Annotated in this window: 17 protein-coding genes; 6 read left to right on the top strand and 11 right to left on the bottom strand. The window is 64.7% G+C overall.

Annotated elements, in window-relative coordinates:
• Positions 1-27: 27 nt before the first annotated feature.
• The 3 genes from ACQ4MJ_RS00845 to ACQ4MJ_RS00855 form a co-directional block, all read right to left on the bottom strand.
• Complete coding sequence (locus ACQ4MJ_RS00845) at positions 28-1,314, bottom strand: NAD(P)/FAD-dependent oxidoreductase (RefSeq protein WP_431150748.1); 1,287 nt, start codon at positions 1,312-1,314, stop codon at positions 28-30.
• A gap of 63 nt (positions 1,315-1,377) precedes the next feature.
• Positions 1,378-4,725, bottom strand: coding sequence for an efflux RND transporter permease subunit (locus ACQ4MJ_RS00850; protein ID WP_431150746.1), 3,348 nt, complete (start codon positions 4,723-4,725; stop codon positions 1,378-1,380).
• 1 nt (position 4,726) lies between these two features.
• Positions 4,727-5,797 (bottom strand): efflux RND transporter periplasmic adaptor subunit, encoded by a 1,071-nt coding sequence (locus ACQ4MJ_RS00855; RefSeq protein WP_431150744.1) that lies wholly within the window; start codon positions 5,795-5,797, stop codon positions 4,727-4,729.
• Between the two features lie 96 nt (positions 5,798-5,893).
• Between ACQ4MJ_RS00855 and ACQ4MJ_RS00860 the strand changes: the two genes are divergently transcribed.
• Positions 5,894-6,232 (top strand): ArsR/SmtB family transcription factor, encoded by a 339-nt coding sequence (locus tag ACQ4MJ_RS00860; RefSeq protein ID WP_055395322.1) that lies wholly within the window; start codon positions 5,894-5,896, stop codon positions 6,230-6,232.
• Between the two features lie 36 nt (positions 6,233-6,268).
• Here the strand turns inward: ACQ4MJ_RS00860 and ACQ4MJ_RS00865 are convergent, their stop codons facing one another.
• Positions 6,269-6,775 (bottom strand): flavodoxin family protein, encoded by a 507-nt coding sequence (locus tag ACQ4MJ_RS00865; protein ID WP_431150742.1) that lies wholly within the window; start codon positions 6,773-6,775, stop codon positions 6,269-6,271.
• A 205-nt stretch (positions 6,776-6,980) separates the two neighbouring features.
• Here ACQ4MJ_RS00865 and ACQ4MJ_RS00870 point away from each other — a divergent pair, with 205 nt between their 5' ends.
• The gene (locus ACQ4MJ_RS00870; RefSeq protein WP_431150740.1) at positions 6,981-8,567 is read left to right on the top strand and encodes a methyl-accepting chemotaxis protein; all 1,587 of its coding nucleotides are present in this window, start codon (positions 6,981-6,983) and stop codon (positions 8,565-8,567) included.
• Positions 8,568-8,570: 3 nt separating this feature from the next.
• Here the strand turns inward: ACQ4MJ_RS00870 and ACQ4MJ_RS00875 are convergent, their stop codons facing one another.
• On the bottom strand, positions 8,571-10,541 hold the full coding sequence (locus ACQ4MJ_RS00875; RefSeq protein ID WP_431150738.1) for a sigma-54-dependent Fis family transcriptional regulator: 1,971 nt from the start codon (positions 10,539-10,541) through the stop codon (positions 8,571-8,573).
• A gap of 310 nt (positions 10,542-10,851) precedes the next feature.
• Between ACQ4MJ_RS00875 and exaC the strand changes: the two genes are divergently transcribed.
• Both exaC and ACQ4MJ_RS00885 read left to right on the top strand, forming a co-directional pair.
• The gene (gene exaC, locus ACQ4MJ_RS00880) at positions 10,852-12,375 is read left to right on the top strand and encodes an acetaldehyde dehydrogenase ExaC (protein ID WP_218301670.1); all 1,524 of its coding nucleotides are present in this window, start codon (positions 10,852-10,854) and stop codon (positions 12,373-12,375) included.
• A gap of 170 nt (positions 12,376-12,545) precedes the next feature.
• Complete coding sequence (locus ACQ4MJ_RS00885) at positions 12,546-12,923, top strand: DUF779 domain-containing protein (RefSeq protein ID WP_055395315.1); 378 nt, start codon at positions 12,546-12,548, stop codon at positions 12,921-12,923.
• Between the two features lie 18 nt (positions 12,924-12,941).
• On the opposite strand, the gene ACQ4MJ_RS00890 is transcribed toward ACQ4MJ_RS00885, so the two are convergent.
• From ACQ4MJ_RS00890 to ACQ4MJ_RS00915, 6 genes are all read right to left on the bottom strand, one after another.
• A complete protein-coding gene (locus ACQ4MJ_RS00890) occupies positions 12,942-13,967 on the bottom strand; it encodes an SDR family oxidoreductase (protein WP_431150735.1) in 1,026 nt (341 codons plus the stop codon).
• Between the two features lie 220 nt (positions 13,968-14,187).
• On the bottom strand, positions 14,188-14,400 hold the full coding sequence (locus tag ACQ4MJ_RS00895) for a hypothetical protein (RefSeq protein ID WP_055395311.1): 213 nt from the start codon (positions 14,398-14,400) through the stop codon (positions 14,188-14,190).
• Positions 14,401-15,131: 731 nt separating this feature from the next.
• The gene (gene boxA / locus ACQ4MJ_RS00900) at positions 15,132-16,418 is read right to left on the bottom strand and encodes a benzoyl-CoA 2,3-epoxidase subunit BoxA (RefSeq protein WP_121422866.1); all 1,287 of its coding nucleotides are present in this window, start codon (positions 16,416-16,418) and stop codon (positions 15,132-15,134) included.
• A gap of 165 nt (positions 16,419-16,583) precedes the next feature.
• Positions 16,584-18,011: a benzoyl-CoA 2,3-epoxidase subunit BoxB gene (gene boxB, locus ACQ4MJ_RS00905; protein ID WP_431150729.1), complete on the bottom strand. Its 1,428-nt coding sequence runs from the start codon at positions 18,009-18,011 to the stop codon at positions 16,584-16,586.
• Between the two features lie 45 nt (positions 18,012-18,056).
• The gene (gene boxC, locus ACQ4MJ_RS00910; protein ID WP_431150728.1) at positions 18,057-19,721 is read right to left on the bottom strand and encodes a 2,3-epoxybenzoyl-CoA dihydrolase; all 1,665 of its coding nucleotides are present in this window, start codon (positions 19,719-19,721) and stop codon (positions 18,057-18,059) included.
• 179 nt (positions 19,722-19,900) lie between these two features.
• Entirely contained in the window at positions 19,901-20,842 is a 942-nt protein-coding gene (locus tag ACQ4MJ_RS00915; protein WP_055393330.1) for a helix-turn-helix transcriptional regulator, read from the bottom strand.
• Between the two features lie 261 nt (positions 20,843-21,103).
• On the opposite strand from ACQ4MJ_RS00915, the gene ACQ4MJ_RS00920 reads away from it, so the two are divergent.
• Together ACQ4MJ_RS00920 and ACQ4MJ_RS00925 are read left to right on the top strand one after the other, a co-directional pair.
• The gene (locus ACQ4MJ_RS00920) at positions 21,104-21,571 is read left to right on the top strand and encodes a DUF4863 family protein (protein ID WP_431150726.1); all 468 of its coding nucleotides are present in this window, start codon (positions 21,104-21,106) and stop codon (positions 21,569-21,571) included.
• A gap of 59 nt (positions 21,572-21,630) precedes the next feature.
• Positions 21,631-23,181 carry a 3,4-dehydroadipyl-CoA semialdehyde dehydrogenase gene (locus ACQ4MJ_RS00925; RefSeq protein ID WP_431150724.1) on the top strand — a complete coding sequence of 517 codons (1,551 nt, stop codon included), beginning with the start codon at positions 21,631-21,633 and terminating at the stop codon, positions 23,179-23,181.
• The last annotated feature ends 30 nt before the right edge of the window (positions 23,182-23,211 follow it).

The following is a 23,211-nucleotide window of genomic DNA, read 5'->3' on the forward strand; positions in this document are numbered from 1 at the left end:
GGGGGTGGGTGCGTGGTCCCGCGCCGGTCAATGGGGCTTTTGCTCGTGCAAGCGGGTGATGCCCAGGAGCTTGAGCACGTACTTCTCGTAGATGGGCTCGGAATTGCCCGACTTCATCTTGTTCAGGAAGTACTTCTCGAAAGCAATCTTGCCCAAGTGCACCCATTTGCCCTTCTTGAACCAGTTGACGTTGCGCGGTGGCATCTGGGGCAGGGCCACAAAGGCCGCGCCGGTGTCCCCCATGTCGGCCAGGCAGATGGCGTTCCATGTGGCGGTGGCAGTGGCGGGCTGGCCCGCAATGTCGGCGGCAATGTTGTGCACGATGGCCGAGACCATGGTCTCGATCATGTAGCCCGTCTTGGGTGCGCCGGTGGGCACGGGTGTCACCTCGACGGGCGGAATCGCAACGCAGACCCCGGCCGAGAAGATATGGGGGTAGGCCTTGCTGCGCTGGTGCTCGTCGATCAACACGAACCCGCGCGGGTTGCACAGCCCGGGTACGGACGCCACGGCATCGACCCCTTTGAAGGCAGGCAGCATCATCGACAGCTTGAAGCCCAGCTCGTGTTGCTGGTGCACCTGGCCCTTGTCGTCCAGCTGCTCGACAAACATCTTGCCCGCTTCGACCCGCGTGGTGCGCGCGTTGTGAATCCACTTGATGTCCTGGCTGCGCAGCTCGCTCTCCAGCATGCTTTTGCTGTCGCCCACGCCGCCCAGGCCCAGGTGGCCGATATAGGGCTCGCTGGTGACAAAGGTGATCGGCACCTTGTGGCGCAGCTTGCGCTTGCGCAGGTCCGCTGCAACGATGAATGCGAACTCGTAGGCCGGGCCAAAACAGCTCGCGCCTGGCATGGCGCCAATGACGATGGGGCCGGGGGCTTCCAGAAACTTTTGGTAGTCGCGCCAGAAGTGCTCGGCGTGGTCCACGGAGCACACCGAATGTGTGTGCCCGTTCAGAGGGCCAGAACCAGGCACTTCCTCAAACGCCAGCCGGGGGCCGGTGGTGATCACCAGGTAGTCATAGGCCACGGTGCTTCCGTCTTCCAGCATGACGGTTTTGCCCGGAGCATCGATGGATTTCACCGGTTGGGCGATGAAATCAATGCCCTTGCGCTCCAGTAAGGGGCGGATCTGCAGGACGATGTCATCGCGCTTTCGCCAGCCCACGGCGATCCAGGGGTTGGAGGGCACGAACTGGAAGTAGTCCACCGCGCTGATCACTGTGATCCGATCCTCGCGTGCCAGCTTGCTGCGCATTTCGTACGCAGCCGGCATGCCCCCGATACCCGCTCCAATAATCACTACATGTGCCATGGTTGTCTCCTGTGGTTGAAGGATGGTTGCCCGATCGTTCGTTCAGTGCGTTCGGCGCGTTGTTCACTGCGCTCCGTGGTGAACGGCAGCCTCTGAGGGGCTGTTGTCAGGTGGGTTGGCGGGACCGGCACCGTTGGTGCCGCTACCCGCGCTGCGGTCCCGGTACGCTGCGTAGTACAGGGTGGGGATCACCACGAGCGTGAGCACGGTGGAAACAAAGATGCCGAAGATCAGTGAAATGGCCAAGCCATTGAAAATCGGGTCGTCCAGGATGAAGAACGCGCCGATCATGGCCGCCAGCCCCGTCAGCACAATGGGCTGTGCACGGGTGATGGCCGAGTGGACGATGGCCGTCTTCAGGGGTACGCCCTCGCGCACCTGCAGGTTGATGAAGTCCACCAGCAGGATGGAGTTGCGCACGATGATGCCCGCCAGGGCAATCATTCCGATCATGCTGGTGGCCGTGTACTGCGCGCCCAGCAAGGCATGGCCGGGCATCACGCCGATGATGGTCAGCGGGATGGGCGCCATGATGATGAGTGGCGTGAGGTAGGAGCCAAACTGCGCCACCACCAGCAGGTAGATCAGGATGAGGCCCACCGCGTAGGCAGCGCCCATGTCGCGGAAGGTCTCAAACGTGATCTGCCACTCACCATCCCATTTGATGGCGTAGCCCCGCAGGGCATCCGCAGGCTGGCGCACAAAGTATTCCTGCACCGATCCGCCGTCAGGCGCCACGATGCGGGCAATCGCGCTGCGCGCCTGGAACATGCCGTACAGCGGGCTGTCGACACGGCCCGCCATGTCGGCCACCACAAAATTCACCGGCAACAGGTCCTTGTGATACACGGGCTGTTCGCGCAGGGTGTCGCTCACCGTGACCAGCTCGCGGATGGGGACCAACTGGCCTTGAGAACCCCGGACCGTCAGGCGCAACAGTGCCTCCAGGTCGCCGTGGCTTTCTGCGGGCAATTGCAAAAGCACGGGCGCCGGGTATTTGCTGGCGTCGCGCAGCCAGGTGGTGGCTTCGCCGCTCAGCCCCGCATGCAGCGTGCTCACGATGGCCTGCTGGGGAATGCCCAGCAGGGCCGCCTTGCGCCGGTCCACGATGAGCAGCTTGCGAGGGGCGTCGGCAATGCTGCTGTCGTCGGCGTCCACAATGCCTTCGGTAGCGGCCAGCGCGGCGCGCACAGCACGCGCCACTTCGCGCCTGCCATCGGCCTCGGGGCCATACACCTCGGCCACGATGGGCGATAGCACAGGCGGGCCGGGAGGCACTTCCACCACCTTCACATTGGCGCCATGGCGCTTGCCGATCTCTTGCAAGGCGGGGCGCACCCGCATGGCAATGGCGTGGCTTTGGTCCTTGCGGTGTTGCTTGTCCACCAGATTGACCTGGATGTCACCGACCTCGCCCCCCGTGCGCAGGTAGTACTGGCGCACTAGACCGTTGAAGTTGATGGGGCCAGACAGGCCTGCGTAGGCCTGGTAGTCGGTCACCTCGGGCACGGTCGCAAGGTGTGCGCCCAGCTCATGCAGCACGGCGGCCGTGCGCTCTACCGGGGTGCTCGCAGGCATGTCCACCACCACCTGGAACTCGGACTTGTTGTCGAACGGCAGCATCTTCAGCTGCACCCATCCGAGCACCGGCAAAGCGACCGACAAGGCAATGAGTGCCGCCACGCCCAGCCCCAGCCAGCGGCGATTGCGCCGGCCTTGGGTGTCATCCAGCAAGGGGCTGAAAACCCGCTCGAAGGTGGGCGCGATGCGAGCGCTGAGCCCACTGTGCACCGGACTGGTATGCCCTGGTGGATGGCCAGTGTGCTCCTTCATCCACAGCCGGGCCAGCCAGGGGGTGATGACGAACGCCACGGCCAGCGACAGCAGCATGCCCATGCTGGCGTTGATGGGGATGGGGCTCATGTAGGGGCCCATGAGGCCGCTCACAAACGCCATGGGCAGCAGGGCAGCAATCACGGTGAACGTGGCCAAAATGGTGGGGCCACCCACCTCGTCCACCGCGTGGGGGATGATGTCCTTGAGGCTGCGTCCGGGGTGCAGCAGCTGGTGGCGGTGGATGTTCTCCACCACCACAATGGCGTCGTCCACCAAGATGCCGATCGAGAAAATCAGCGCAAACAGCGATACCCGGTTGAGGGTGAAGCCCCAAGCCCAGGACGCAAACAACGTCACCGTGAGCGTCAGCACCACGGCCACGCCCACGATGGCGGCCTCGCGGCGGCCCAGGGCCAGGAAGACGAGTGCCACCACCGACGCTGTTGCGAACAGCAGCTTCTGGATGAGCTTTTGGGCCTTGTCGTTGGCGGTGGCGCCGTAGTTGCGGGTTTCCGTCACCTCCACGCCGTCGGGAATCACGGTGTTGTGCAGTTGTTCGACCCGCTGCATCACCGCATTGGCGACGTCGATGGCGTTCTCTCCCGCCTTCTTGGTCACCGTGAGGGTCACGGCCGGGTATTCGTCCACGGCGCTCTGCGGGGCTTCGCCGCTGGTACTGGCGGTGCTGGCGGTGCGCCGTGGAACCCCATGCCAGACGTAGCGGCTGGCGGGCAAGGCACCGTCCTGAACATCGGCCACATCTTTCAGGAACACCGGCTTGCCCGAGCGCACGCCCACCATGAGGTCGGCCACCTCATCGGCGCGTGCCAGAACGGGGCCGCTGTCCAGCTGAATGGTTCGGTCGCCGCCCAGCAGCTCGCCCACGGGTAGCCCCATGTTGGCCGACTGCAAGGCGCGGCGCAGGTCGTCCACTGTGGTGCCGGTGGCTGCCATGCGGTTGGTGTCCATGCGCACCAGCACGGCGCGGCCCGGGCCGCCCAGAGTCTGCACTTCGCGGGTGCCGGGCACGCGCTTGATCTCGGCCTCCAGGCTGTGGGCCACTCGCTCCAGCGCAAAGGCACCGGAGGTTTCGTCGCGGCTGTGCAGGGTGAGCGTTACCACGGGCACGTCGTCGATGCCCTTGGGCTTGATGATCGGGTCCATGGCCCCCAGCCCTTTGGGCAGCCAGTCGGCATTGCTGCGCAAGGTGTCGTGCAGGCGCACCAGCGCCTCGGTGCGTGGCACGCCCACCTTGAACTGCACCGTCATCACCGCGACGCCGGGCCGGGACACCGAGGTCACGTGCTCGGTGCCTTGCATCTGCGACAGCACCTGTTCGGCGGGCGTCGCAATCATTTGCTCCACATCTGCCACGGAGGCACCGGGGAACGGCACGATGACATTGGCCATGGTGACGTCGATTTGGGGCTCTTCCTCGCGGGGGGTGACCAGCACGGCAAACACGCCGAGCAAAAACGCCACCACAGCCAGCAAGGGTGTGATTTGCGCGCCCTGAAACAAGGCGGCGATGCGCCCGGAGATTCCGAGCGGAGAAGGATTTTTGGGGGTGCTCATGTCAGCGCACCTTGGCAGCAGCTTGGGGCTGGAGTGCAATGCGGTCGCCTGCGCGCACGCCGCTCAACACCTCCACCATGTCGCCAGCGGGCCGCCCCAGGCGCACCTGCCGCAGCAGCGGCCGGCCCTGGCCGTCCAGCACGTAGACGCCCGTCATTTCCGCGCGCCGCACCACCACACTGGCGGGTACCAGCAGCGGCCCTGAGGCAGCTGCTGCCGGTGCGGCGGCGCCCTTGCCAGCGTCCAGCCACAGGCGGGCGAACATGCCGGGCGCCACGCCCACCACGCTGGTTGGAAGCTCTACGCGCACTTGCACCGTGTGGCTTTGTGCATCTACGGTGGGCAGCACCTGCACTTTGGATGCCGGGACCGCGATGCGCGAAGCGGAGACCCCCGGAATGTCCACCTGCAGCTCGCCAGTGCCTCCATCGCGCAGCGTGGCGGCCTGTTGCTGCCCCACATAGGCGGTAACGCGCATCAGCGAAGGGTCGTACACGGTCATCAGGGGTTTGCCCGGCATGGCCATGTCGCCCAGGGTGGCTGGCACATGGCCCACCACGCCCGCAAATGGCGCCTTGATGACGTAGAAGCCCGACTGCGTGGCGGCCGCACCTGCCTGCGCCAGCAGGGCCTGCACCTGCGACTGGCTGGCGCGCCACTGGGCCTCTGCCCGGTCCAGTGCGGCCTGGCTGATGTATTGCTTCTGGAACAGCTGCTTCTGGCGCTCGTATTCCTTGGTCGCGACGTTTTGGGCGGCGCGCGCCGCGTCCACCTGGGCCGCGCTGGCGGCGGCGCTCTGTTGCGCTGCGCGCGCATCAATGCGTGCCAGCTCCTGGCCCGCCGTGACGCGGTCGCCCGCCTTGACAGAGAGGCTGATCACTGCACCCTGTACCTGGGCGGAGAGGGTGGCGTCCCGCACGGCCTCGACCTGGGCGTCCACACTGCTCGCCAGCTGGGAGGCAGCGGGCTTGACGGTAAAGGTTGCGACCGGCTGCGCAGCGGTGTCGCCAGCCGCCCAGGCGCCGGACACGGCCAGGGAAAGCGCTGCGGTCAACAGGGTCAGGGACTTCATGGCGGCTCCAGGGAATCTTTGTGAGATTGATTATTTAACTAATCAGCTAATTAGTCAATAATGTATCATGTGTTCCCAATGCACGGAGATCCCGCGATGAAAGAAATGCCCCCCGAAGCCCTTGAGCAGGTCGCTGCCTACTTCCAGGTTCTTGCCGAACCCACGCGGCTGCGCATCCTTAATTTGCTGCGGGACGGAGAGAAAAACGTGGGAGACCTGGCGCAGCAATGTGGCTACACGGCGGCCAATGTCTCCAGGCATCTGTCGTTGATGACCAAACACGGCCTTGTGGCCCGCGAGGGGCGCGGGACCAGCGTGTACTACCGGCTGACCGATGAGTCGGTCGATGCCTTGTGTGATCTGGTCTGCGGCAATATTGCACGCCAGCTGGAGCGGGACTCGGCGGCGCGTGCCGCGTTTCAGGTGGTGCGCTGAGCCTAGCCCACCTGGTTTCTGGGCGCAGTGGCCCGCCTAAAAAACGCCCAGCGCCAAACCCTGCGCCATCGCTTCGCCCAAGGCTCGGCAGCGTTCCAGTTCATCGCTGCCGATGCTCTTCCTGGCCAGAATCGCTTCCGGCGTCTGCGCGTGGGTGCAGACAATGAGGGGCTCTGCGATGGCCCGCAGGCGCCAGCCGGTCGCAATGCGTTCCATCTGCCGGGCCGCGTTGTGCCCATCGCTGCCCGCGCAGACCAGGCATGCATAGGGGCGGCCATTGACGTGGTCGAGCACGGCGTAGTAGCTGCGGTCAAAAAAATCCTTGAGTTGTCCGCTGATGGCTGCAAGGTTTTCCGGAGTGGCAAAAATGAACCCATCCGCGCCCAGCACGTCTGCGGCGCCAGCCTGTGAGGCATGCAGCAGTCGCACTTGAACGGCCCCATCCTTGTCGGAGCAAGCGCCTGCCCGTGCTGCATCTGCCATCTGGCGCGTGCCATCCGTCATCGAGTGGTAAACGATCAACAAGGTCTTGCGGGAGCTCATGGGTAAAGCATAGCCCCTCGCCCTGTGACCCCTGAAGACCCGCTTGCCGCCATGCAGGGGCGGCCCCATTGACCCGCATTCGAGAAGCGCGTTCAATCCGCCAAGATGCCCGGTTGGTTGCAAATTGTCGCAATTGGCAGGAAGCCCAGGGGGCAGTGCTAGAGCGCCGCCGCAACGCAGATTTCTTCCTTGCAGAGGTGACACCATGAGCATTGCCAGACGTCTTCATGCCATTTCCTTCCTGCTGATTGCAGGACTGGCCGGGATCGCCGTACTGGCCTGGATCTATCTGGGTGAGGTCAATCACCAGACCGAACTGGTGGCTCGGGAAGAGGTGCCGCGCCAGCTTCAGGCCAGTGCCATGGAGTTGAACGTCACGCGGGTTTCCTTGCAGGTTCGCCATGCCATCCTGGTCCGCACACCCGAAGACCTGGCCGCCACGCTCGCAGATATCGGCGAGAAAAGGCGCCTGATTGACAAAGACCTTGCGGGCTTCCAGCAAGCAGTAAATTCGGCATCGGAAAAGGCACTGAGTGCCGAATTGACCCAAGGACTGGAAGCTTTCTGGCGGGTTGCCGAACAGAACCTGCAGTTGATCAAGGAAGGAAAGAAGGAGCCAGCGTTTGACTTCCTGGTCGCGTCCACGATACCTACGCGCAATGTGGTGCTGGCCGTTCTTGCCAAGGAGAAGGAACACCAGTCCAAGCTGCTCGATGCCAGCCTTGCCGAGATTGGGCGGGACGTCAAGCTGACCTTGCGTGCGCTGGTGAGCTCCGTCGTGGTGGTGGCTATCGGGTTGCTGCTGTTTTCGTGGCACATCGGCGCTACCCTCCTGCGCCGGGTTGCCGAGTCACAAGCCGTGGCTGACCGCGTGCGCAATGGCGACCTCACCACGGCGGTGGTGGATACGTCGCAGGATGAATTCAGCCCCCTGCTGGCAGCTCTGGCCGTGATGCAGGACTCGCTGACCCGCATCGTCAGCCAGGTGCGCAGTGGTTCGGAAACCGTGGCGGCGGCCAGCGCGGAGATATCCATCGGCAACAGCGACCTTTCCACCCGGACGGAGAACCAGGCCAGTGCGCTGGAGCAGACCGCTGCCGCCATGGAGGAACTCAATTCCACGGTGCAAAACAATGCGCAGAATGCACGCCAGGCCAATGCCCTCGCCCAGAGTGCATCCACGGTGGCCAAGCAAGGGGGCGATGTGGTGTCGAAAGTGGTGGACACCATGAGCGGCATCAACGAAAGCTCCAAGAAGATTTCCGAAATCATCGGTGTCATTGACGGGATCGCGTTCCAGACCAACATCCTGGCCCTGAATGCGGCCGTGGAGGCTGCCCGGGCGGGTGAGCAGGGACGGGGTTTTGCCGTGGTGGCCTCGGAGGTGCGCAGCCTCGCGGCACGCTCTGCGGAGGCCGCCAAGGAGATCAAAACGCTCATTGCCACGAGTGTCGAGCGGGTTGAGGCTGGCACCGTGCTGGTCGGCACCGCCGGGCAGACCATGAAAGAGGTGGTCTCGTCCATTGAGCGGGTGACGGAGACGGTGGCGCAAATCAGCGCGGCCGGAACCGAGCAAAGCGAAGGGGTGAATCAGGTCAATGTGGCGGTGAACCAGATGGACCAGGCCACCCAGCAAAACGCAGCACTGGTGGAGGAGATGGCCGCAGCAGCCTCCAGCCTGAGCACCCAGTCGAGGAAGTTGGTGGAAACGGTCGCAACGTTCAAGCTCTCCGGCGTTGCCCAGCCACTGGAATCGGGGCAGCATGCGGGCCAGCGCCTGATGCTGGCCTGAACGTCAGCGCCCTGACAACAGGCCTCGTGCGGAGTGCTGCACATCAGAGGCGGCGAGCCGCTCCTTGCGCAGGGCCAGCTTGCGGTACAGCGTCTGGCGGCTGATGCCCAGGGTGCGCGCTGCGTGGCTCATGTTGCCCCGGCAGCTCTCCAGCGCCTGCTGGATGGCCGATTGGGACAGTTCATCCAGGTTTTGCGGAGGGCGCTCCGGGGTGGTTGGCGTGGCAAAACGATCCACGTTTTGCAGTTCTTCCAGAAAGTCATCCGACAGGTGGTGCCATTCCACCACCTCCTCGTGCGCGTCCAGCATGGCGCAGGCGGTGCGCAGCACGCTGGCGCATTGGCGCAGATTGCCCGGCCAACGGTATTTTTCCAGCGCTGCCGTCAACGAAGGGTCCAGGCGCAGGGGGCGGGCAGGTTCAATGTCCTGGAGCATGCGCTGGCTCAGCGCTTCGAAGTCGGTGCGCTCGCGCAGGGGGGGCAGCTCGACCGCCAGACCGTTGATCCGGTAGTACAGGTCGGTGCGAAACCGTCCCTGTTCCGCCTCTTCGCGCAGCTTGCGGTTGGAGGCGCAGATGAGGGCAAAGTCCACGGCAACCGGCTGCGCGCTGCCCAGTGGAACCACCTGCCGCTCCTGCAGCACGCGCAGCAGCCGCGTCTGGAGGGCCAGCGGCATGTCGCCAATCTCATCCAGAAACAGCGTGCCGCCATGGGCTTCGCGCAGCAGGCCCAGGCGCCCCTCCCGACGGCCGCCGGTAAACGCCCCGGGGCTGTAGCCAAACAGTTCGGACTCGATCAGCGACTCGGGCATTGCGGCGCAGTTGATGGCGATAAAGGGGCCGTCGCGGCGCGGTCCACTTTGGTGTGCACTGCGCGCAAACCACTCCTTGCCCACCCCGGATTCGCCCTGGATGAGCAGGGCGATGGGCTTGCCCAGAATGCGCCGTGTTTTGGCGGCCGCTGCGCGCCAGCGGGCATCGCCAGTGTCCAGCTGGGCCAGCGCATCCTCTGGCGGGCGGGCGGGCGCGGATGGCGCCAGGGTCCGCACCGTGCGCTTGTCGGGCACTGGCAGCCCAAAAAGCGGGGCGCCATCGTGCCGCCGCAAGGACAGCGGTGCGTCGGGCCGGCGGTGGTGGCGCGCCAGAAGCTCTTGCAGGCCCACGTTCAGGATCTGGTCCAGCGAGATGCTGCCCAGCTGCGCCACCGAAATGCGCAGCAGCGCCAGCGCACTTCGGTTGCCGCCCACCACCCAGCCGTCTTCCGACACCAGCGCGATGCCTTCGGCCACGGTGCCAATGCCCTCGGGGTGCGTGTGCAGGTGCAGGCGGACATGGCGCTGGCTGCCCGACACCAGCAGCCGGTTTTCGATCATGTGGGCGGCGGTGCTGACCAGCCCCAGCGTGTGCGGATTGCCCCGGCTGTGTTCGCTGGAGATGTCCAGAATGCCCAGTATCTGCCCGGTGGCAGATAGGATGGGTGCGGCGGCGCAGGTCAGAAAGCCGTTGCGCTCCAGAAAATGTTCTGCGCCGTGCACTTCCACGGGCGCCATTTCGGCCAGCGCGGTGCCGATGGCGTTGGTGCCGCGCTGCTTTTCGTGCCACGAGGCGCCGCTGGTCAGGGCCACCCGTTCGGCCTTGCCCAGAAAGTAGGCGTCACCACAGGTGTCCACCAGCGTGCCGCAGGGGCTGGCCAGCACCACCACGCTCTGGCTGTCGCGTACCTGCTCAAACAGGTACTCCATCACGGGGCGCGAATGCGCCAGCAACTCCTGGTGGTGGCCGCGCAACTGCCGCAAGGCCTGATGTTCCAGGTTGTCGGGGTTGCCCAGCCGCCCGGTGGGCAGCAGGCCGCTGTCCAGGCTGCGCTGCCACGACCGTGCCAGGCGCTCGTCCACGAGGCCGATGGGGCATTGGCCTGATTCCAGCAGGTGCTGGCGGGCTTGCCGCAGTGCCACAGATGTGGAAGTGGATCGCATGGTGTTTGTCTCCTGCCCGGGCGTCATGAACGCGCCCTGTTTGAAAGCCAGTATGGCGGTGGCCAGAGGCCAGGGCAATAGCAAGCGCTGAGGGGCCGCTTCAACTGTTCCATTTCGTGACAGGTGTCGCGTTCTGGAGCGGACACCTTAACGGCCGATGGGTTGTGCATTGTTGCGGACGCGCAAACAAAGCCATAAAAATCAAACACTTAGCAGGTGGGGCAGGCTGGCACGGGTTTTGAGTCATGTCCTCTATCTGGCGGCGCGGTGTGTCGACCAGATGTCCACAAATCCACCGGAGACAGACAACATGACCGTTTACGCAGCCCCCGGCGCCGCTGGCGCCAAGATCGCCTACAAGCCCCAGTACAACAACTTCATCGGCGGCCAATTTGTGCCCCCGGTCAAGGGCCAATACTTCGATGTGATCTCGCCCGTCAACGGCAAGATCTACACCCAGGCCGCCCGCTCCACCGCCGAAGACATCGAGCTGGCGCTGGACGCCGCCCACGCCGCTGCCGACGCCTGGGGCAAGACCGACGCCGCCACGCGCAGCAACATCCTGCTGAAGATTGCCGACCGCATCGAGCAGAACCTGGAGCTGCTGGCCTATGCGGAAACCGTGGACAACGGCAAGGCCATCCGCGAAACGCTGAACGCCGACATCCCACTCACCGTGGACCACTTCCGCTACTTTGCGGGTTGCGTGCGTGCGCAGGAAGGCGCCCTCTCCAACATCGACGAGAACACCGTGGCATACCACATCCAGGAACCACTGGGCGTGGTGGGCCAGATCATTCCGTGGAACTTCCCCATCCTGATGGCGGCGTGGAAACTGGCGCCTGCCCTGGGCGCGGGCAACTGCGTGGTGCTCAAGCCTGCAGAGTCCACCCCCATTTCCATCCTCATCCTGGCCGAGCTGATTGCCGACCTGCTGCCGCCCGGCGTGCTCAACATCGTCAACGGCTATGGCCGTGAGGCGGGCATGCCGCTGGCCACCAGCAAGCGCATTGCCAAGATCGCCTTCACCGGTTCCACCAGCACCGGCCGCGTGATTGCGCAGGCCGCCGCCAACAACCTGATTCCCGCCACGCTGGAGCTGGGCGGCAAGAGCCCCAACGTGTTCTTCGCCGACATCATGGACAAGGACGATGCCTTCCTCGACAAGTGTGTGGAAGGCTTGGTGCTGTTCGCGTTCAACCAGGGCGAAGTCTGCACCTGCCCCAGCCGAGCGCTGATCCAGGAAAGCATCTACGACAAATTCATGGAGCGTGTCTTGAAGCGCGTGACGGCCATCAAACATGCGAACCCGCTGGACTCCGACAGCATGATGGGCGCGCAGGCTTCCAAGGAGCAGCTCACCAAGATCCTGTCGTACCTGGAACTGGGCAAGGCCGAAGGCGCCGAAGTCCTGGCTGGCGGTGGCCAAGCCCACCTGGGTGGCGACCTGGAAGGCGGCTACTACGTGCAGCCCACGCTGTTCAAGGGCCACAACAAGATGCGCATCTTCCAGGAAGAAATCTTTGGTCCCGTGCTGGCCGTGACCACCTTCAAGGACGAAGCCGAAGCGCTGGCCATTGCCAACGACACGCTGTACGGCCTGGGGGCGGGCGTGTGGAGCCGCAACGGCAATGTGGCCTACCGCATGGGCCGCGCCATCAAGGCCGGGCGGGTGTGGACCAACTGCTACCACGCCTACCCTGCGCACGCGGCGTTTGGCGGCTACAAGGAATCGGGCATTGGGCGCGAAACGCACAAGATGATGCTGGACCACTACCAACAAACCAAGAACCTCTTGGTTTCGTACTCGGAAAACAAGCTCGGCTTCTTCTGATGGTGGTGGCGGTCCACAGACCGTCCCTGGCGTCGTTGCTCTCCCTTGCCGTAGCGTCGCTACTGTCTGCGGGAGAGACGCCTAGCCAGGAACGGCCTGTGAACCGCTGGTGACGCTGCGGCAGAGTCGTTCTGCGGCAGCTTTTTGCATTGGCGCACCAGGAGATCACCATGGTCGAGAGAGTCATTGCCACCGACGCAGCCCTTGCGCTGATTGCGCAGTTGCAGGCGCAGCATGGCAGCGTGATGTTCCACCAGTCGGGCGGGTGTTGCGACAACAGTGCCGCCAACTGCTACTTGCCCACCGACCTGACCATTGGGGCGGGGGATGTCTTGCTGGGGCATGTGGGCGGCGCGCCGTTTTACATCGGTAAATCGCAGTACGAATACTGGAAGCACACGCAGCTCATTCTGGATGTGATTGACGGGCACGGCGGCACGTTTTCGCTGGAGGGCAGCACCGGCAAGGCTTTCCACACCCGCTCGCGCCTGTTCACGGACGAGGAGTGGGCTGGGATTGAACCGCTGGTCGCCCGCGATCTGGCGTGATGTGAGGCGGTGCTCTCTTCACGCGCCGTCGCCGGCGTTGCCCGTGATCGGCAGCACCGTGCCGGTGATGTAGCTGGAGCAGCACGGCGCTGCAAGAAACACGTAGGCGGGTGAAATCTCCTCGGGCTGCGCCGGGCGGCCCAGGTGGGTCTTTGCACCAAATTTTTCGATGTCGTCTGGCGCCTTGTCCGCTGGGTTGAGCGGGGTCCATACCGGCCCGGGGGCGACAGCGTTCACTCGGATGCCTTGGTCGGCAAGGTTGTGGGCCAGGGCCTTGGTGAACGCATGGATGGCCCCCTTGGTGGCCGAGTAGTCGATCAGTTCCTTGCTGCCGCGCAGCCCGGTGACGGAGCCGGTGTTGATGATCGAGTCACCCCGGTGCAGGTGGGGCAGGGCTGCCTTGGCCATGTGGAAGTAGCCGTAGATATTGGTCTGGAACGTTTCGTCAAAACGCTCGGCCGTCAGATCTTCCAGGGATGCCGCATGCTCCTGGAATGCCGCGTTGTTGACCAGCACATTGAGCTTGCCAAAAGCGGTGACCACCTGCCGCACGGCATCCGCGCAGTACGCAGCGTCTTTAACGTCGCCGGGGATCAGAATGCACCGGCCGCCTTCGGCCTCCACCAGCTGGCGAGTCTGCTCGGCATCTTCATGTTCCGCCAGGTACGCAATGGCAACGTCCGCGCCCTCGCGGGCAAACAGCACGGCCACCGCGCGGCCAATGCCCGAGTCACCGCCAGTGACCAGGGTAGAGAACCCTTTGAGTTTGTCGCTACCCCGGTAATGGGCTGCCTCGAACTGGGGCTTGAGTTCCATGTCCGCCTCCAGGCCCGGTTTGGTGAGGTGCTGGTCGGGCAGCGGAGGTGCCGATTCCGCGTGACCCGGCCCCGGTGCCGCTGGACTGCCTTTGCCCTGCGTGGGTCGTGCCTTGCTCTTTGGAGGCTGGTGTGTGTCGTGGCGGTCCTGCTCGGTCTGGATCCGCCTCTGCTTCTGGACCGTTGCATGGACCGCTTTGTCGGAAGGGGGCGTTTTGGATGTGTTCATGGCAGAGGGTGCTGGCTCAATGAATGAAAGAAAAACGAAGCGCAGTGGTGTGGCGCGCTGAATGAAGGCCGCAACAGAGGCAAAAAGTAAGGCCGCGCTGCTTCCGAGGTGGAGGCAGCGCGGCCCGAGGTCACAAGGCGGACGCCCCACCGCCGGCTTGCGGCTTGGCGTGCGCCCGTTTGGCCTGTATCAGTCTCACGGCAAGGCGCCGCTCGACGGATCAGCGCTGGTTCTGGGGTGTGCGGCGGGAAGAGTCGCCATGTTGCTCACGGCTTCCCTGATTGCCGCTGGAGCCCGAAGGGTCGTTCTGCCCCTGCTGGCGGTTGCCAGATGGGTCGTTGCTTTGCTCGGCCTGCCGGCTGCCCTGGTTCTTGCGCTGGGAGTCGTTGTTGTCGGTGTGCTGGTTCTGGCCTTGAGGGTTGTTGCTGGACATTGATATCTCCTGGTGAAAGAAAAGAAAAATTGCACACGGGGGCCGTGTGTGAATTCATTCTCAAAATGCACCAGGGCAATTTCTGTAGTCCCTGTCCTATAGGCGGGTCGTCCTTTTTCCATCTGCCGTAAGCAAACGCGCACCAGTCCACTGAAACCGAGAAATCGGCTGTGCGTGAGGGTCTGGCAGGGCCGTCCTCTAGGCGGCGGGCGCAGGCGGGTTGCACACCCGGCGAGCACGGCAACGACGAGGGCGGCCCTGCCAGGCCCTCACACTTCGGGCCGGGGTGGCAGCAGGCGCATCGCGGCGTTGCGGGCTTTGCCAAGGCGGCCAGCCTTGGCCGCAGCCCGCGCCTTGCGCTGCACCCGCTACCACCTCGGCGCACAGCCGATTTCTCGATTTCAGTGGACTCGGTTTCTGCATCTTGCGAGGCGCGCAAAGGTGCGTGGGATTCTTCTGGATAGTGCAGCGTGGCGCTTTGGCTGTGCTGGCGGGAAGGGCGGGGCGCGTGCGCGAAACTGCGCCGTTCATTTCTCGCCTGACTATGCGCAACTGCTGCGAGCGTGGTGGATGGCTTAAATGCTATAAAAATGATAGCTTTTTGCGTTTATCCATCAAGCGCTAGGGCCCTATTGAACTCAAAATTTGATGCGCAATCCGACCAACCTGGAGGCGCACCACCACCAGCGCACTTCCCGTGCCGCCGGCCTACGGACCGGCGGCGATGCAGCTCAGTAGGTCTCCAGGTGCAACCGTCCTTCGCGCTGGAGTGCGGCGCCCACAGCGTCCCACTCCAGGCCGGCTTCGCTGGCGATGTCGCGCAGGGCCATCACCACGCCTTCTTCCATGCTCTTCAGGCCACAGACATAGAAGTGGCTGTTGCCGTCGCGCAGCAGCGCAGCCAGGTCAGCGGCGCGCTCGCGCATCAGGTCTTGCACATAGCGCTTGGGCTGCCCGGCGGTGCGGGAGAACGCCAGGTTGATGTCGATGAAATCCTTGGGGAGGTTTTGCAGCGGGCCAAAGTACGGCAGCTCCTGCTGCGTGCGTGCGCCGAAGAACAGCATGAGCTTGCCGCCTTCAAACTTGCCGCTGCTGCGCAGGCGCCGACGCCATTCGGTCATCGCGCGCATGGGGGCGCTGCCGGTGCCGGTGCAGATCATCACGATGTGCGAGCGCGGGTGGTTGGGCATCAGGAAGGAGCTTCCAAACGGCCCCACCACCTGGACCTTATCGCCCACTTTCAGGTCGCACACGAAGTTGGAAGCGATGCCGCGCACGGCGTTGCCGTCGTGGTCGGTGGTCACGCGCTTTACCGTGAGCGCCAGGTTGTTATAGCCGGGCCGCTCGCCATTGCGCGGGCTGGCGATGGAGTACTGGCGCGCGTGGTGCGCCTTGCCCAGCGCGTCGGTGCCGGGCGGGATGATGCCGATGGACTGCCCCTCCAGCACCGGGAACGGCATGCTGCCGAAGTCGAGCACCACGTGGTGCGTCTCGCTCTCAAAGCCCGCCTCGGTGCAGTTGAAGTTGCCAACCACGGTGGCGGTGGTGGGGCTCCTCGGGGGGAACAGGTTGGTGTAGGGGTGTGCGGCCGACCAGGGCGGCACCGTGGCGCCGTACTGCGCCGAGCGGAACGCCTGCGTGCCCGGCTCCATGGGCGTGGTCGGTGCAGCCGGTGCGGACGGCAGCTTTGTATCGCCGGTCGACGTTGCCACACCCTCGGCAGCCAGTTCATCGGGCGTGAGTTCGGACGGCAGTTCTTCCCAGGTGAGCTGTTCTTCGATGCTGTAGGCGCGCGCCAGCGGCATGGTGCGCCAGTTGTCGATGGAGCCGGTGGGGCAGGGCGAGATGCAGGCCATGCAGCCGTTGCACACATCGGCGCGCACCACGTAGTTGTTGTCGTCGTGTGTGATGGCACCCACCGGGCAGGTGGCCTCGCAGGTGTTGCAGCGGATGCAGATCTCGGGGTCGATCAGGTGCTGCTTCAGGATGCCGTTGTCGATCAGCGTGGTGGTGGTCATGCCCATATTCTTCTTCCAACAGTTGTTCCGGTGCCATGTCCCTGCGCCATTGCGCGCAGCGGTAACCAGTGGCGCGACCTGATGCCAGTGCCACCACGGAACCGGCTTTGCCGGGCCGCTGGAGGCGTCCCCTTCAGGGGGAAAACGCGCAGCGGCTCAGGGGGATCAACCAAACCGCACGTATTCGAAATCGACGGGCTGGCGGTTGATGCCCATGACCGGCGGCGCGATCCAGCCCGCAAACTTGCCGGGCTCCACCACGCGCCCCATCAGCGAGGCAACGAAGGCAAAGTCCTCGGGCGTGGGCAGCCACTCGGCCTTGCGGGCTGTCCATTCGGCTTCGCTCACCACGCGGCCGTCGGGTGACATCTTGATGCCCGCCAGCGCCCCGATCTGGCGGTTGAAGGCCTTGTGTGGCACCGCCAGGCGCGTGGGGATGCCGGCCTTTTCCAGCACCTTGTTCCAGCGGCCTACGCCTGCCATCGAGTCCTTGATGAAGTCGTCGCGCAGCACCTCGTTCAAGGCGTTGAGCATGGGCACTTCCTTCTCCTGCAACTGGCCGTTGACAACTTCCAGCACCTTGTAGGTCTGGCCCTTGAGGATGTGGTCGTCACTCCGCTTGCCCTCTTCGTAGCGGCCCTTGAGGCCGGAGCTATAGAACGTGGCGGCGTTGCTGGACTGGTCGGCACCGAACAGGTCGATGGTCACGCTGTAGTGGAAGTTCAGGTAACGCTGGATGGTAGGCAGGTCGATGGCGCCGGCCGCGCGCACCCGGGCGGGGTCGTCGGTCTTGAGGTCGTTCATCACCTGCGCGGTGCGGCTGAGCACGCGCGAGATGCCGCTTTCGCCCACAAACATGTGGTGCGCCTCTTCGGTCAGCATGAACTTGGTGGTGCGCGCCAGCGGGTCGAAGGCACTCTCGGCCAGCGCTGCCAGCTGGAACTTGCCGTCACGGTCGGTGAAGTAGGTGAACATGAAGAACGCCAGCCAGTCGGGCGTCTTCTCGTTGAACGCGCCCAGGATGCGTGGGTTGTCCACGTCGCCCGAGGTGCGCTGCAGCAGTGCCTCGGCCTCTTCGCGGCCATCGCGGCCAAAGTGCTTGTGCAGCAGGTAGACCATGGCCCACAGGTGGCGGCCTTCTTCCACATTGATCTGGAACAGGTTGCGCAGGTCGTACATGCTGGGCGCCGTCAGGCCCAGGTGGCGCTGCTGCTCGACCGAGGCGGGCTCGGTGTCGCCCTGCGTCACGATGATGCGGCGCAGGTTGGCGCGGTGCTCGCCGGGCACGTCTTGCCAGGCCTTTTCGCCCTTGTGGTCGCCAAAGTGGATTTCGCGGTTGGCGTCACCGGGGTTCAAAAAGATGCCCCAGCGGTAGTCGCGCATCTTCACGTGGCCGAACTGCGCCCAGCCGTTGGGGTCCACGCTCACGGCGGTGCGCAGGTACACCTCGTGGTTGGTGGAGCCCTCGGGGCCCACGTCGTCCCACCAGTTGATGAAGTTGGGCTGCCAGCCTTCGAGCGCGCGCTGCAGCGTGCGGTCTTCGCCGAGGTTGACGTTGTTGGGGATCTTCTCGCTGTAGTTGATGGTGCTCATGGATGTCTCCTCGTTGGATGGAAAACCGGACGGTCGGGGTTGGGGCTAGACGCGATTCAAGTCGAAACCGGCTTTCTGGCCCGTGCCATAGACCTTGAGCGCGCCTTTGTCGCCCACGGCGTTCGGGCGGTTGAAGATCCAGTTCTGCCACGCGGTCAGGCGGCCGAAGATGCGGGTGTTCATGTTCTCCTTGCTGGCAAAGCGCAGATTGGCCTCCAGCCCGGTGAGCGAGTCGGGCGACATGGCCGCGCGTTCTTCGATGGCGATGCGGATCTCGTCGTCCCAGTCGATGTCATCCGGGGCGGCGGTGACCAGGCCGAGTGCCAGAGCGGCATCGGCGTCCAGTGGCTTGCCGGCGGCCGAGCGGGCTGCCTCCATGGGCGTGGCTTCTTCGTAAAAGCGGCGTTGCAGGCGGCTTTGGTCGTTCACCATCGGCAGCAGGCCGAAGTTGAATTCGTTGAGCGTGAGCTTGGGTGCGCGCTCGGCATCGTCGGGCAGGGCGAGCATGTAGGTGCGGTCGGACGCAAACGCCAGTTCTGCCAAGGAGCCTGCGAAGGCCGAGCCGGATTCGACCAGCGCAAACAGGCTGCGCGACGACACATCCAGCCGCGCAAAGGTGCGGCGCAGTGCGCCAATGGTTTCGCGCACGAGCCAGTGGTCCTGGTGCGCGATCAGCGTGGCATCGCTGGCCAGCACGGCCTGGGCATCACCTTCGGTCTTGAGCAGCCAGGTGCCGATATCGAGCTCGTTGGTACGCAGGTTCAGGATGGCATCGTCCAGCTGACGCGCCAGGGCCAGCGGCCACCAGGCAGCGCCTGCGGCTTCGATGCCAGCGATGTCCGTCGGTTGCGCGCCGGTGGGGGCCTTCAGCGTGAGCGTGGCGGTGCGGCGGGTGCGGTCGATGTCCACGCTGACATGTGCGTAGCGCAGGCTGTCGGCACTTTCTTCGCGCTCCACGCGGGTCAGGGGCACGCCCTGTGCGTTGGCAGGGCGGGGGCTGCCTTCGGCCAGGCGTGCGGCGGTTTCATCGACGGCGGCGGCAAATTGCGCGGGCTTGGCGATGCGGTCCACCAGGCGCCAATCCACCGCGCGCTGGCCGCGCACACCTTCCACGCTGGTGCAGAAGATGTCGGCCAGGTCGTGGCGCACATGGCGCTTGTCGGTCACGCGGGTCAGGCCGCCGGTGCCGGGCAGCACGCCCAGGAGCGGCACTTCAGGCAAAGACACGGCCGACGAGCGATCGTCCACCAGCACGATCTCGTCGCAGGCCAGGGCCAGCTCGTAGCCACCGCCCGCGCATGCGCCATTCACGGCGGCGACGAACTTCAGGCCCGAGTGTTTGGACGAATCCTCGATGCCGTTGCGCGTCTCGTTCGTGAACTTGCAGAAATTCACCTTCCAGGCGTGGCTGGAGACACCCAGCATGAAGATGTTGGCGCCCGAGCAAAAGATGCGGTCTTTGGCGCTGGTGACGATGACGGTGCGCACCGTGGGGTGTTCGAAGCGGATGCGGTTGAGTGCGTCGTGTAGCTCGATGTCCACACCCAGGTCATAGCTGTTGAGCTTGAGCTTGTAGCCGGGGCGGATGCCACCGTCTTCGGCGATGTCGAGCGACAGGCGCGCCACCGGGCCGTCTACGGCCAGCGCCCAGTGGCGGTATTGGGTGGGATCGGTGCGGTAGTCCACGCGGGTGGGGGCGGGTGTGGTCATGGGGTCTCCATCCATCTGCTAACAGGAATAATAGTGCATTGAATGCATCGTTGATGTGCATCATCGTGCATATAAATAGACAAGTCAATGCATGTCGCTGTTTTCTGCGGATTTTTCTGAAACCACGCGGCGGCAGCCCCAGAGAGCTTCGAGGCTGTGGGCTGGTGGTGGGGAGGAGGTCAGCCTGGCCGGGCGGTCATCAGCTTGCGCACTCCGGTGCGCAGTTGCTGCAGGCTGTCTTCCAGGCTGCTCCCGGAGGTGTCGATGGTGAGGTCGGCTTTGGAATAGAAGGCCGCGCGCCCTTCCAGGATGCGGCGCAGGTCGTCCATGGCCTCCTTGCTGGCGGCCATGGGGCGCATATCGCCCTGGGCCAGCACGCGGCCCATGTGTTCCTCGGGTGCGGCGCGCAGCCACACGGTGGTGCAGTGCGCGAGCAGCTCGTTGAAGGTGGCGGGGTCCGAGACGATGCCACCGGGCGTGGCGATAACCACTTCGCTGTGGATCTGCACGGTTTCTTCGAGGGCGCGGCGTTCGTAGCGGCGGTAGGCCGTGGTGCCGTACAGGTCGTGGATCTCCCGCACGCTGCAGCCCGCCAGGGTTTCGATCTCGCGGCTCAGCTCAATAAAGGGCACGTCCAGGTCGCGCGCCAGCAGGGGGCCCAGGGTGGATTTGCCCGCGCCCCGCAAGCCAATGAGTGCGATGCGCCTGTGGCGTGCCGTGTCGCTGCCACCGCCGCTCAACAGTTCGTGCAGCGCCAGCCGCGCACGGCGCAGCTCGGGCTCGCTGCGGTGCTCCAGCAGCTCCCGGATCAGCAGCCATTCCGGCGAGCGTGTGGTGAAGTCGCCCACCAGCTCGGCCAGCGAGCAGTGCAGGGCGCCTGCCACTTGCTGAAGCACCAGGATGGACGCGTTGCCGGTGCCGTATTCGAGGTTGGCCAGGTGCCGCTCGGACACGTCGGCCGCCACCGCCACGGCCTTGCGCGTGAGGCCGCGCTGTGCGCGCAGGTTGCGCACGCGCTCGCCCAGCGCGACCAGCAGGGGGTTCTTGGCCTCTTCCGCAGCCCCCGGCATGTTGTCGGCAGGCGTGGAGAGCGCGGTTTCTGCGTCTTCTTGTTCGGTCATGCCCATCTTTCTTGGAACAGGTTCTTACAGCCCATTGGCGGGTATTGGTGGGTAGTGGCAGGTCGAGCGCGCTCAGGGACGCCTCACCACGGCGCGTTTCCACCCCGTCGGAGAAAACAATTTATGCACTATAGTGCTTGACATTCGGTCATGCATTACCTATCGTTCATGTGCAAGCAAAATACTGCACATCTGAAAAATCCACAAGGATACAGATCAAAAAGGTGTACGGGCCCCCATTTTCCTAGCCCCCGAGAAGCCATGCCCCACAAAGCCGCATTTCATCAAGCCCTGGTGGATCTGACCGCGCAGATCGCCGGGCGACCTCTGGATTCCGAACTGCAGGACTGGCTCAACCAGACCCATGGGCCTGACAGCGCTGCCTATGCAGGGCTCAAAGCGGCCTGCCTGGTGGGCGTGGAAGAGGGGTGGCTGTGCGACCGCGAAGGTGGCGGCATCCGCTACGGCCGCGTCTTCAAGGCTGACGATGCATTGCACCGCTTTTCCGTCGATGTGGTGGACATGCAGGACATTGCGGGCCCTCACCACAGCCACCCTCTGGGGGAAATCGATTTGATCCTGCCGCTCACGGCCGGTGCCACCTTCGACGGGCACCCCGCTGGGTGGTGCGTCTATCCACCGGCCAGCGCCCACCGCCCCACGGTGGCCCAGGGGCGTGCGCTGGTGCTCTATCTGCTGCCGGAGGGGCAGATCCAGTTCACACGTTAAAGCGGTCCCTCCTTTCTGGCGCTTCTCGCCATACCGATCCCTTTTTTTGAAAGACCTGCATGACTGAACTCCTGGCCAACTTTGCCGCTGGACGCTGGCAAACCGGAAACGGCCCGGGCACCGTGCTCAGCGACCCGGTGTTGGGCGACGCGCTGGTGCGCGTCGATTGCACGGGGCTGGATCTGCCGGAAGCCTTTGCCTTTGCACGGGATCGCGGCGGCGCCGCCTTGCGCGCCATGACCTACCGTGAGCGGGCCGCGCTACTGGCGGCGGTGGTGAAGGTACTGCAGGCACACCGTGAGAGTTACTACGACATTGCAACCGCCAACTCTGGCACGGTGAAGAACGATTCGGCGGTGGACATCGACGGCGGCATCTTCACCCTGGGCCAGTATGCGCGGTGGGGCGATGCGCTGGGTGATGTGCGGGTGCTGCGCGATGGCGACGCGGTCAAGCTGGGCAAGGAGCCGGTCTTTTTGTCGCAGCACCTGCAGGTGCCCACGCGGGGTGTGGCGCTGTTCATCAACGCCTTCAACTTTCCCGCCTGGGGGCTGTGGGAGAAGGCGGCGCCTGCGCTGCTGTCTGGCGTCCCGGTGATCGTCAAGCCCGCCACCGCCACGGCCTGGCTCACGCAGCGCATGGTCAAGGATGTGATCGATGCGGGTGTGCTGCCCGTGGGCGCGCTGTCGGTCATCGCGGGCAGCTCTGCGGGTTTGATGGACCAGCTGCAGCCTTTCGATGTGGTCTCCTTCACGGGCTCGGCGGAAACTGCGGCTGTCATCCGGTCGCACCCGGCCGTGGCGCACCGCTCGGTGCGGGCCAATATCGAGGCCGACAGCCTGAACTCTGCCATCCTGCTGCCCGATGCCACCGTGGGCAGCGATGCCTTCAACCTGCTGGTGCGTGAAGTGGTGCGCGAGATGACGGTCAAGTCCGGGCAGAAGTGCACGGCGATCCGCCGCATTTTGGTGCCCGCTGCGGTATACGACGCTGCGGCCGAGGCCATCGGTGCCAAGCTCGCAGGCATCAGCGTGGGCAACCCGCGCAACGAGAGCGTGCGCATGGGTTCCCTGGTCAGCGCCGCGCAATTGCACGCGGTGCGCGAAGGTCTGGCCGCTTTGAGCGCCCACACCGACCTGCTGCACGATGGCCGCGCACGCCCGCTGGTGGATGCCGACCCTGCCGTAGCGGCCTGCATGGGGCCGGTGCTGCTGGGTGCGCGCGATGCCGATGCGGCATCTGCGGTGCATGACATGGAAGTATTCGGCCCTGTCGCCACGCTACTGCCCTACCGTGACCTGGACCATGCCCTGGCGCTGGCGCACAGGGGCCAAGGATCGCTGGTGACCTCGCTGTTTGGTGCTGACGAGGCAGCCTTGGCAGCTGCGGCCGTGCAGCTGGCAGCGAGCCACGGGCGTGTGCATGTCGTCACACCCGATGTGGCGCAGGCTCACACAGGGCACGGCAATGTGATGCCCATGTCGCAGCACGGGGGGCCGGGGCGCGCTGGTGGAGGTGCAGAGCTGGGCGGCTTGCGTGCGCTCGACTTTTACCACCAGCGCAGTGCGGTGCAAGCCAGCCCAGGTGTGTTGGCATCGCTCGGTCTATGAGGCCTGCCAAGGCCTGTGAATTGCCCAGAA

The sequence above is a fragment of the Acidovorax facilis genome (genome assembly GCF_050626955.1).
Lineage (GTDB): Bacteria > Pseudomonadota > Gammaproteobacteria > Burkholderiales > Burkholderiaceae_C > Acidovorax > Acidovorax facilis.

Coding starts and splice junctions, on each gene's coding strand:
- ACQ4MJ_RS00845 (WP_431150748.1), bottom strand. CDS start 1,314: ATGGCACATGTAGTGATTATTGGAGCGGGTATCGGGGGCATGCCGGCT.
- ACQ4MJ_RS00850 (WP_431150746.1), bottom strand. CDS start 4,725: ATGAGCACCCCCAAAAATCCTTCTCCGCTCGGAATCTCCGGGCGCATC.
- ACQ4MJ_RS00855 (WP_431150744.1), bottom strand. CDS start 5,797: ATGAAGTCCCTGACCCTGTTGACCGCAGCGCTTTCCCTGGCCGTGTCC.
- ACQ4MJ_RS00860 (WP_055395322.1), top strand. CDS start 5,894: ATGAAAGAAATGCCCCCCGAAGCCCTTGAGCAGGTCGCTGCCTACTTC.
- ACQ4MJ_RS00865 (WP_431150742.1), bottom strand. CDS start 6,775: ATGAGCTCCCGCAAGACCTTGTTGATCGTTTACCACTCGATGACGGAT.
- ACQ4MJ_RS00870 (WP_431150740.1), top strand. CDS start 6,981: ATGAGCATTGCCAGACGTCTTCATGCCATTTCCTTCCTGCTGATTGCA.
- ACQ4MJ_RS00875 (WP_431150738.1), bottom strand. CDS start 10,541: ATGCGATCCACTTCCACATCTGTGGCACTGCGGCAAGCCCGCCAGCAC.
- exaC (WP_218301670.1), top strand. CDS start 10,852: ATGACCGTTTACGCAGCCCCCGGCGCCGCTGGCGCCAAGATCGCCTAC.
- ACQ4MJ_RS00885 (WP_055395315.1), top strand. CDS start 12,546: ATGGTCGAGAGAGTCATTGCCACCGACGCAGCCCTTGCGCTGATTGCG.
- ACQ4MJ_RS00890 (WP_431150735.1), bottom strand. CDS start 13,967: ATGAACACATCCAAAACGCCCCCTTCCGACAAAGCGGTCCATGCAACG.
- ACQ4MJ_RS00895 (WP_055395311.1), bottom strand. CDS start 14,400: ATGTCCAGCAACAACCCTCAAGGCCAGAACCAGCACACCGACAACAAC.
- boxA (WP_121422866.1), bottom strand. CDS start 16,418: ATGACCACCACCACGCTGATCGACAACGGCATCCTGAAGCAGCACCTG.
- boxB (WP_431150729.1), bottom strand. CDS start 18,011: ATGAGCACCATCAACTACAGCGAGAAGATCCCCAACAACGTCAACCTC.
- boxC (WP_431150728.1), bottom strand. CDS start 19,721: ATGACCACACCCGCCCCCACCCGCGTGGACTACCGCACCGATCCCACC.
- ACQ4MJ_RS00915 (WP_055393330.1), bottom strand. CDS start 20,842: ATGACCGAACAAGAAGACGCAGAAACCGCGCTCTCCACGCCTGCCGAC.
- ACQ4MJ_RS00920 (WP_431150726.1), top strand. CDS start 21,104: ATGCCCCACAAAGCCGCATTTCATCAAGCCCTGGTGGATCTGACCGCG.
- ACQ4MJ_RS00925 (WP_431150724.1), top strand. CDS start 21,631: ATGACTGAACTCCTGGCCAACTTTGCCGCTGGACGCTGGCAAACCGGA.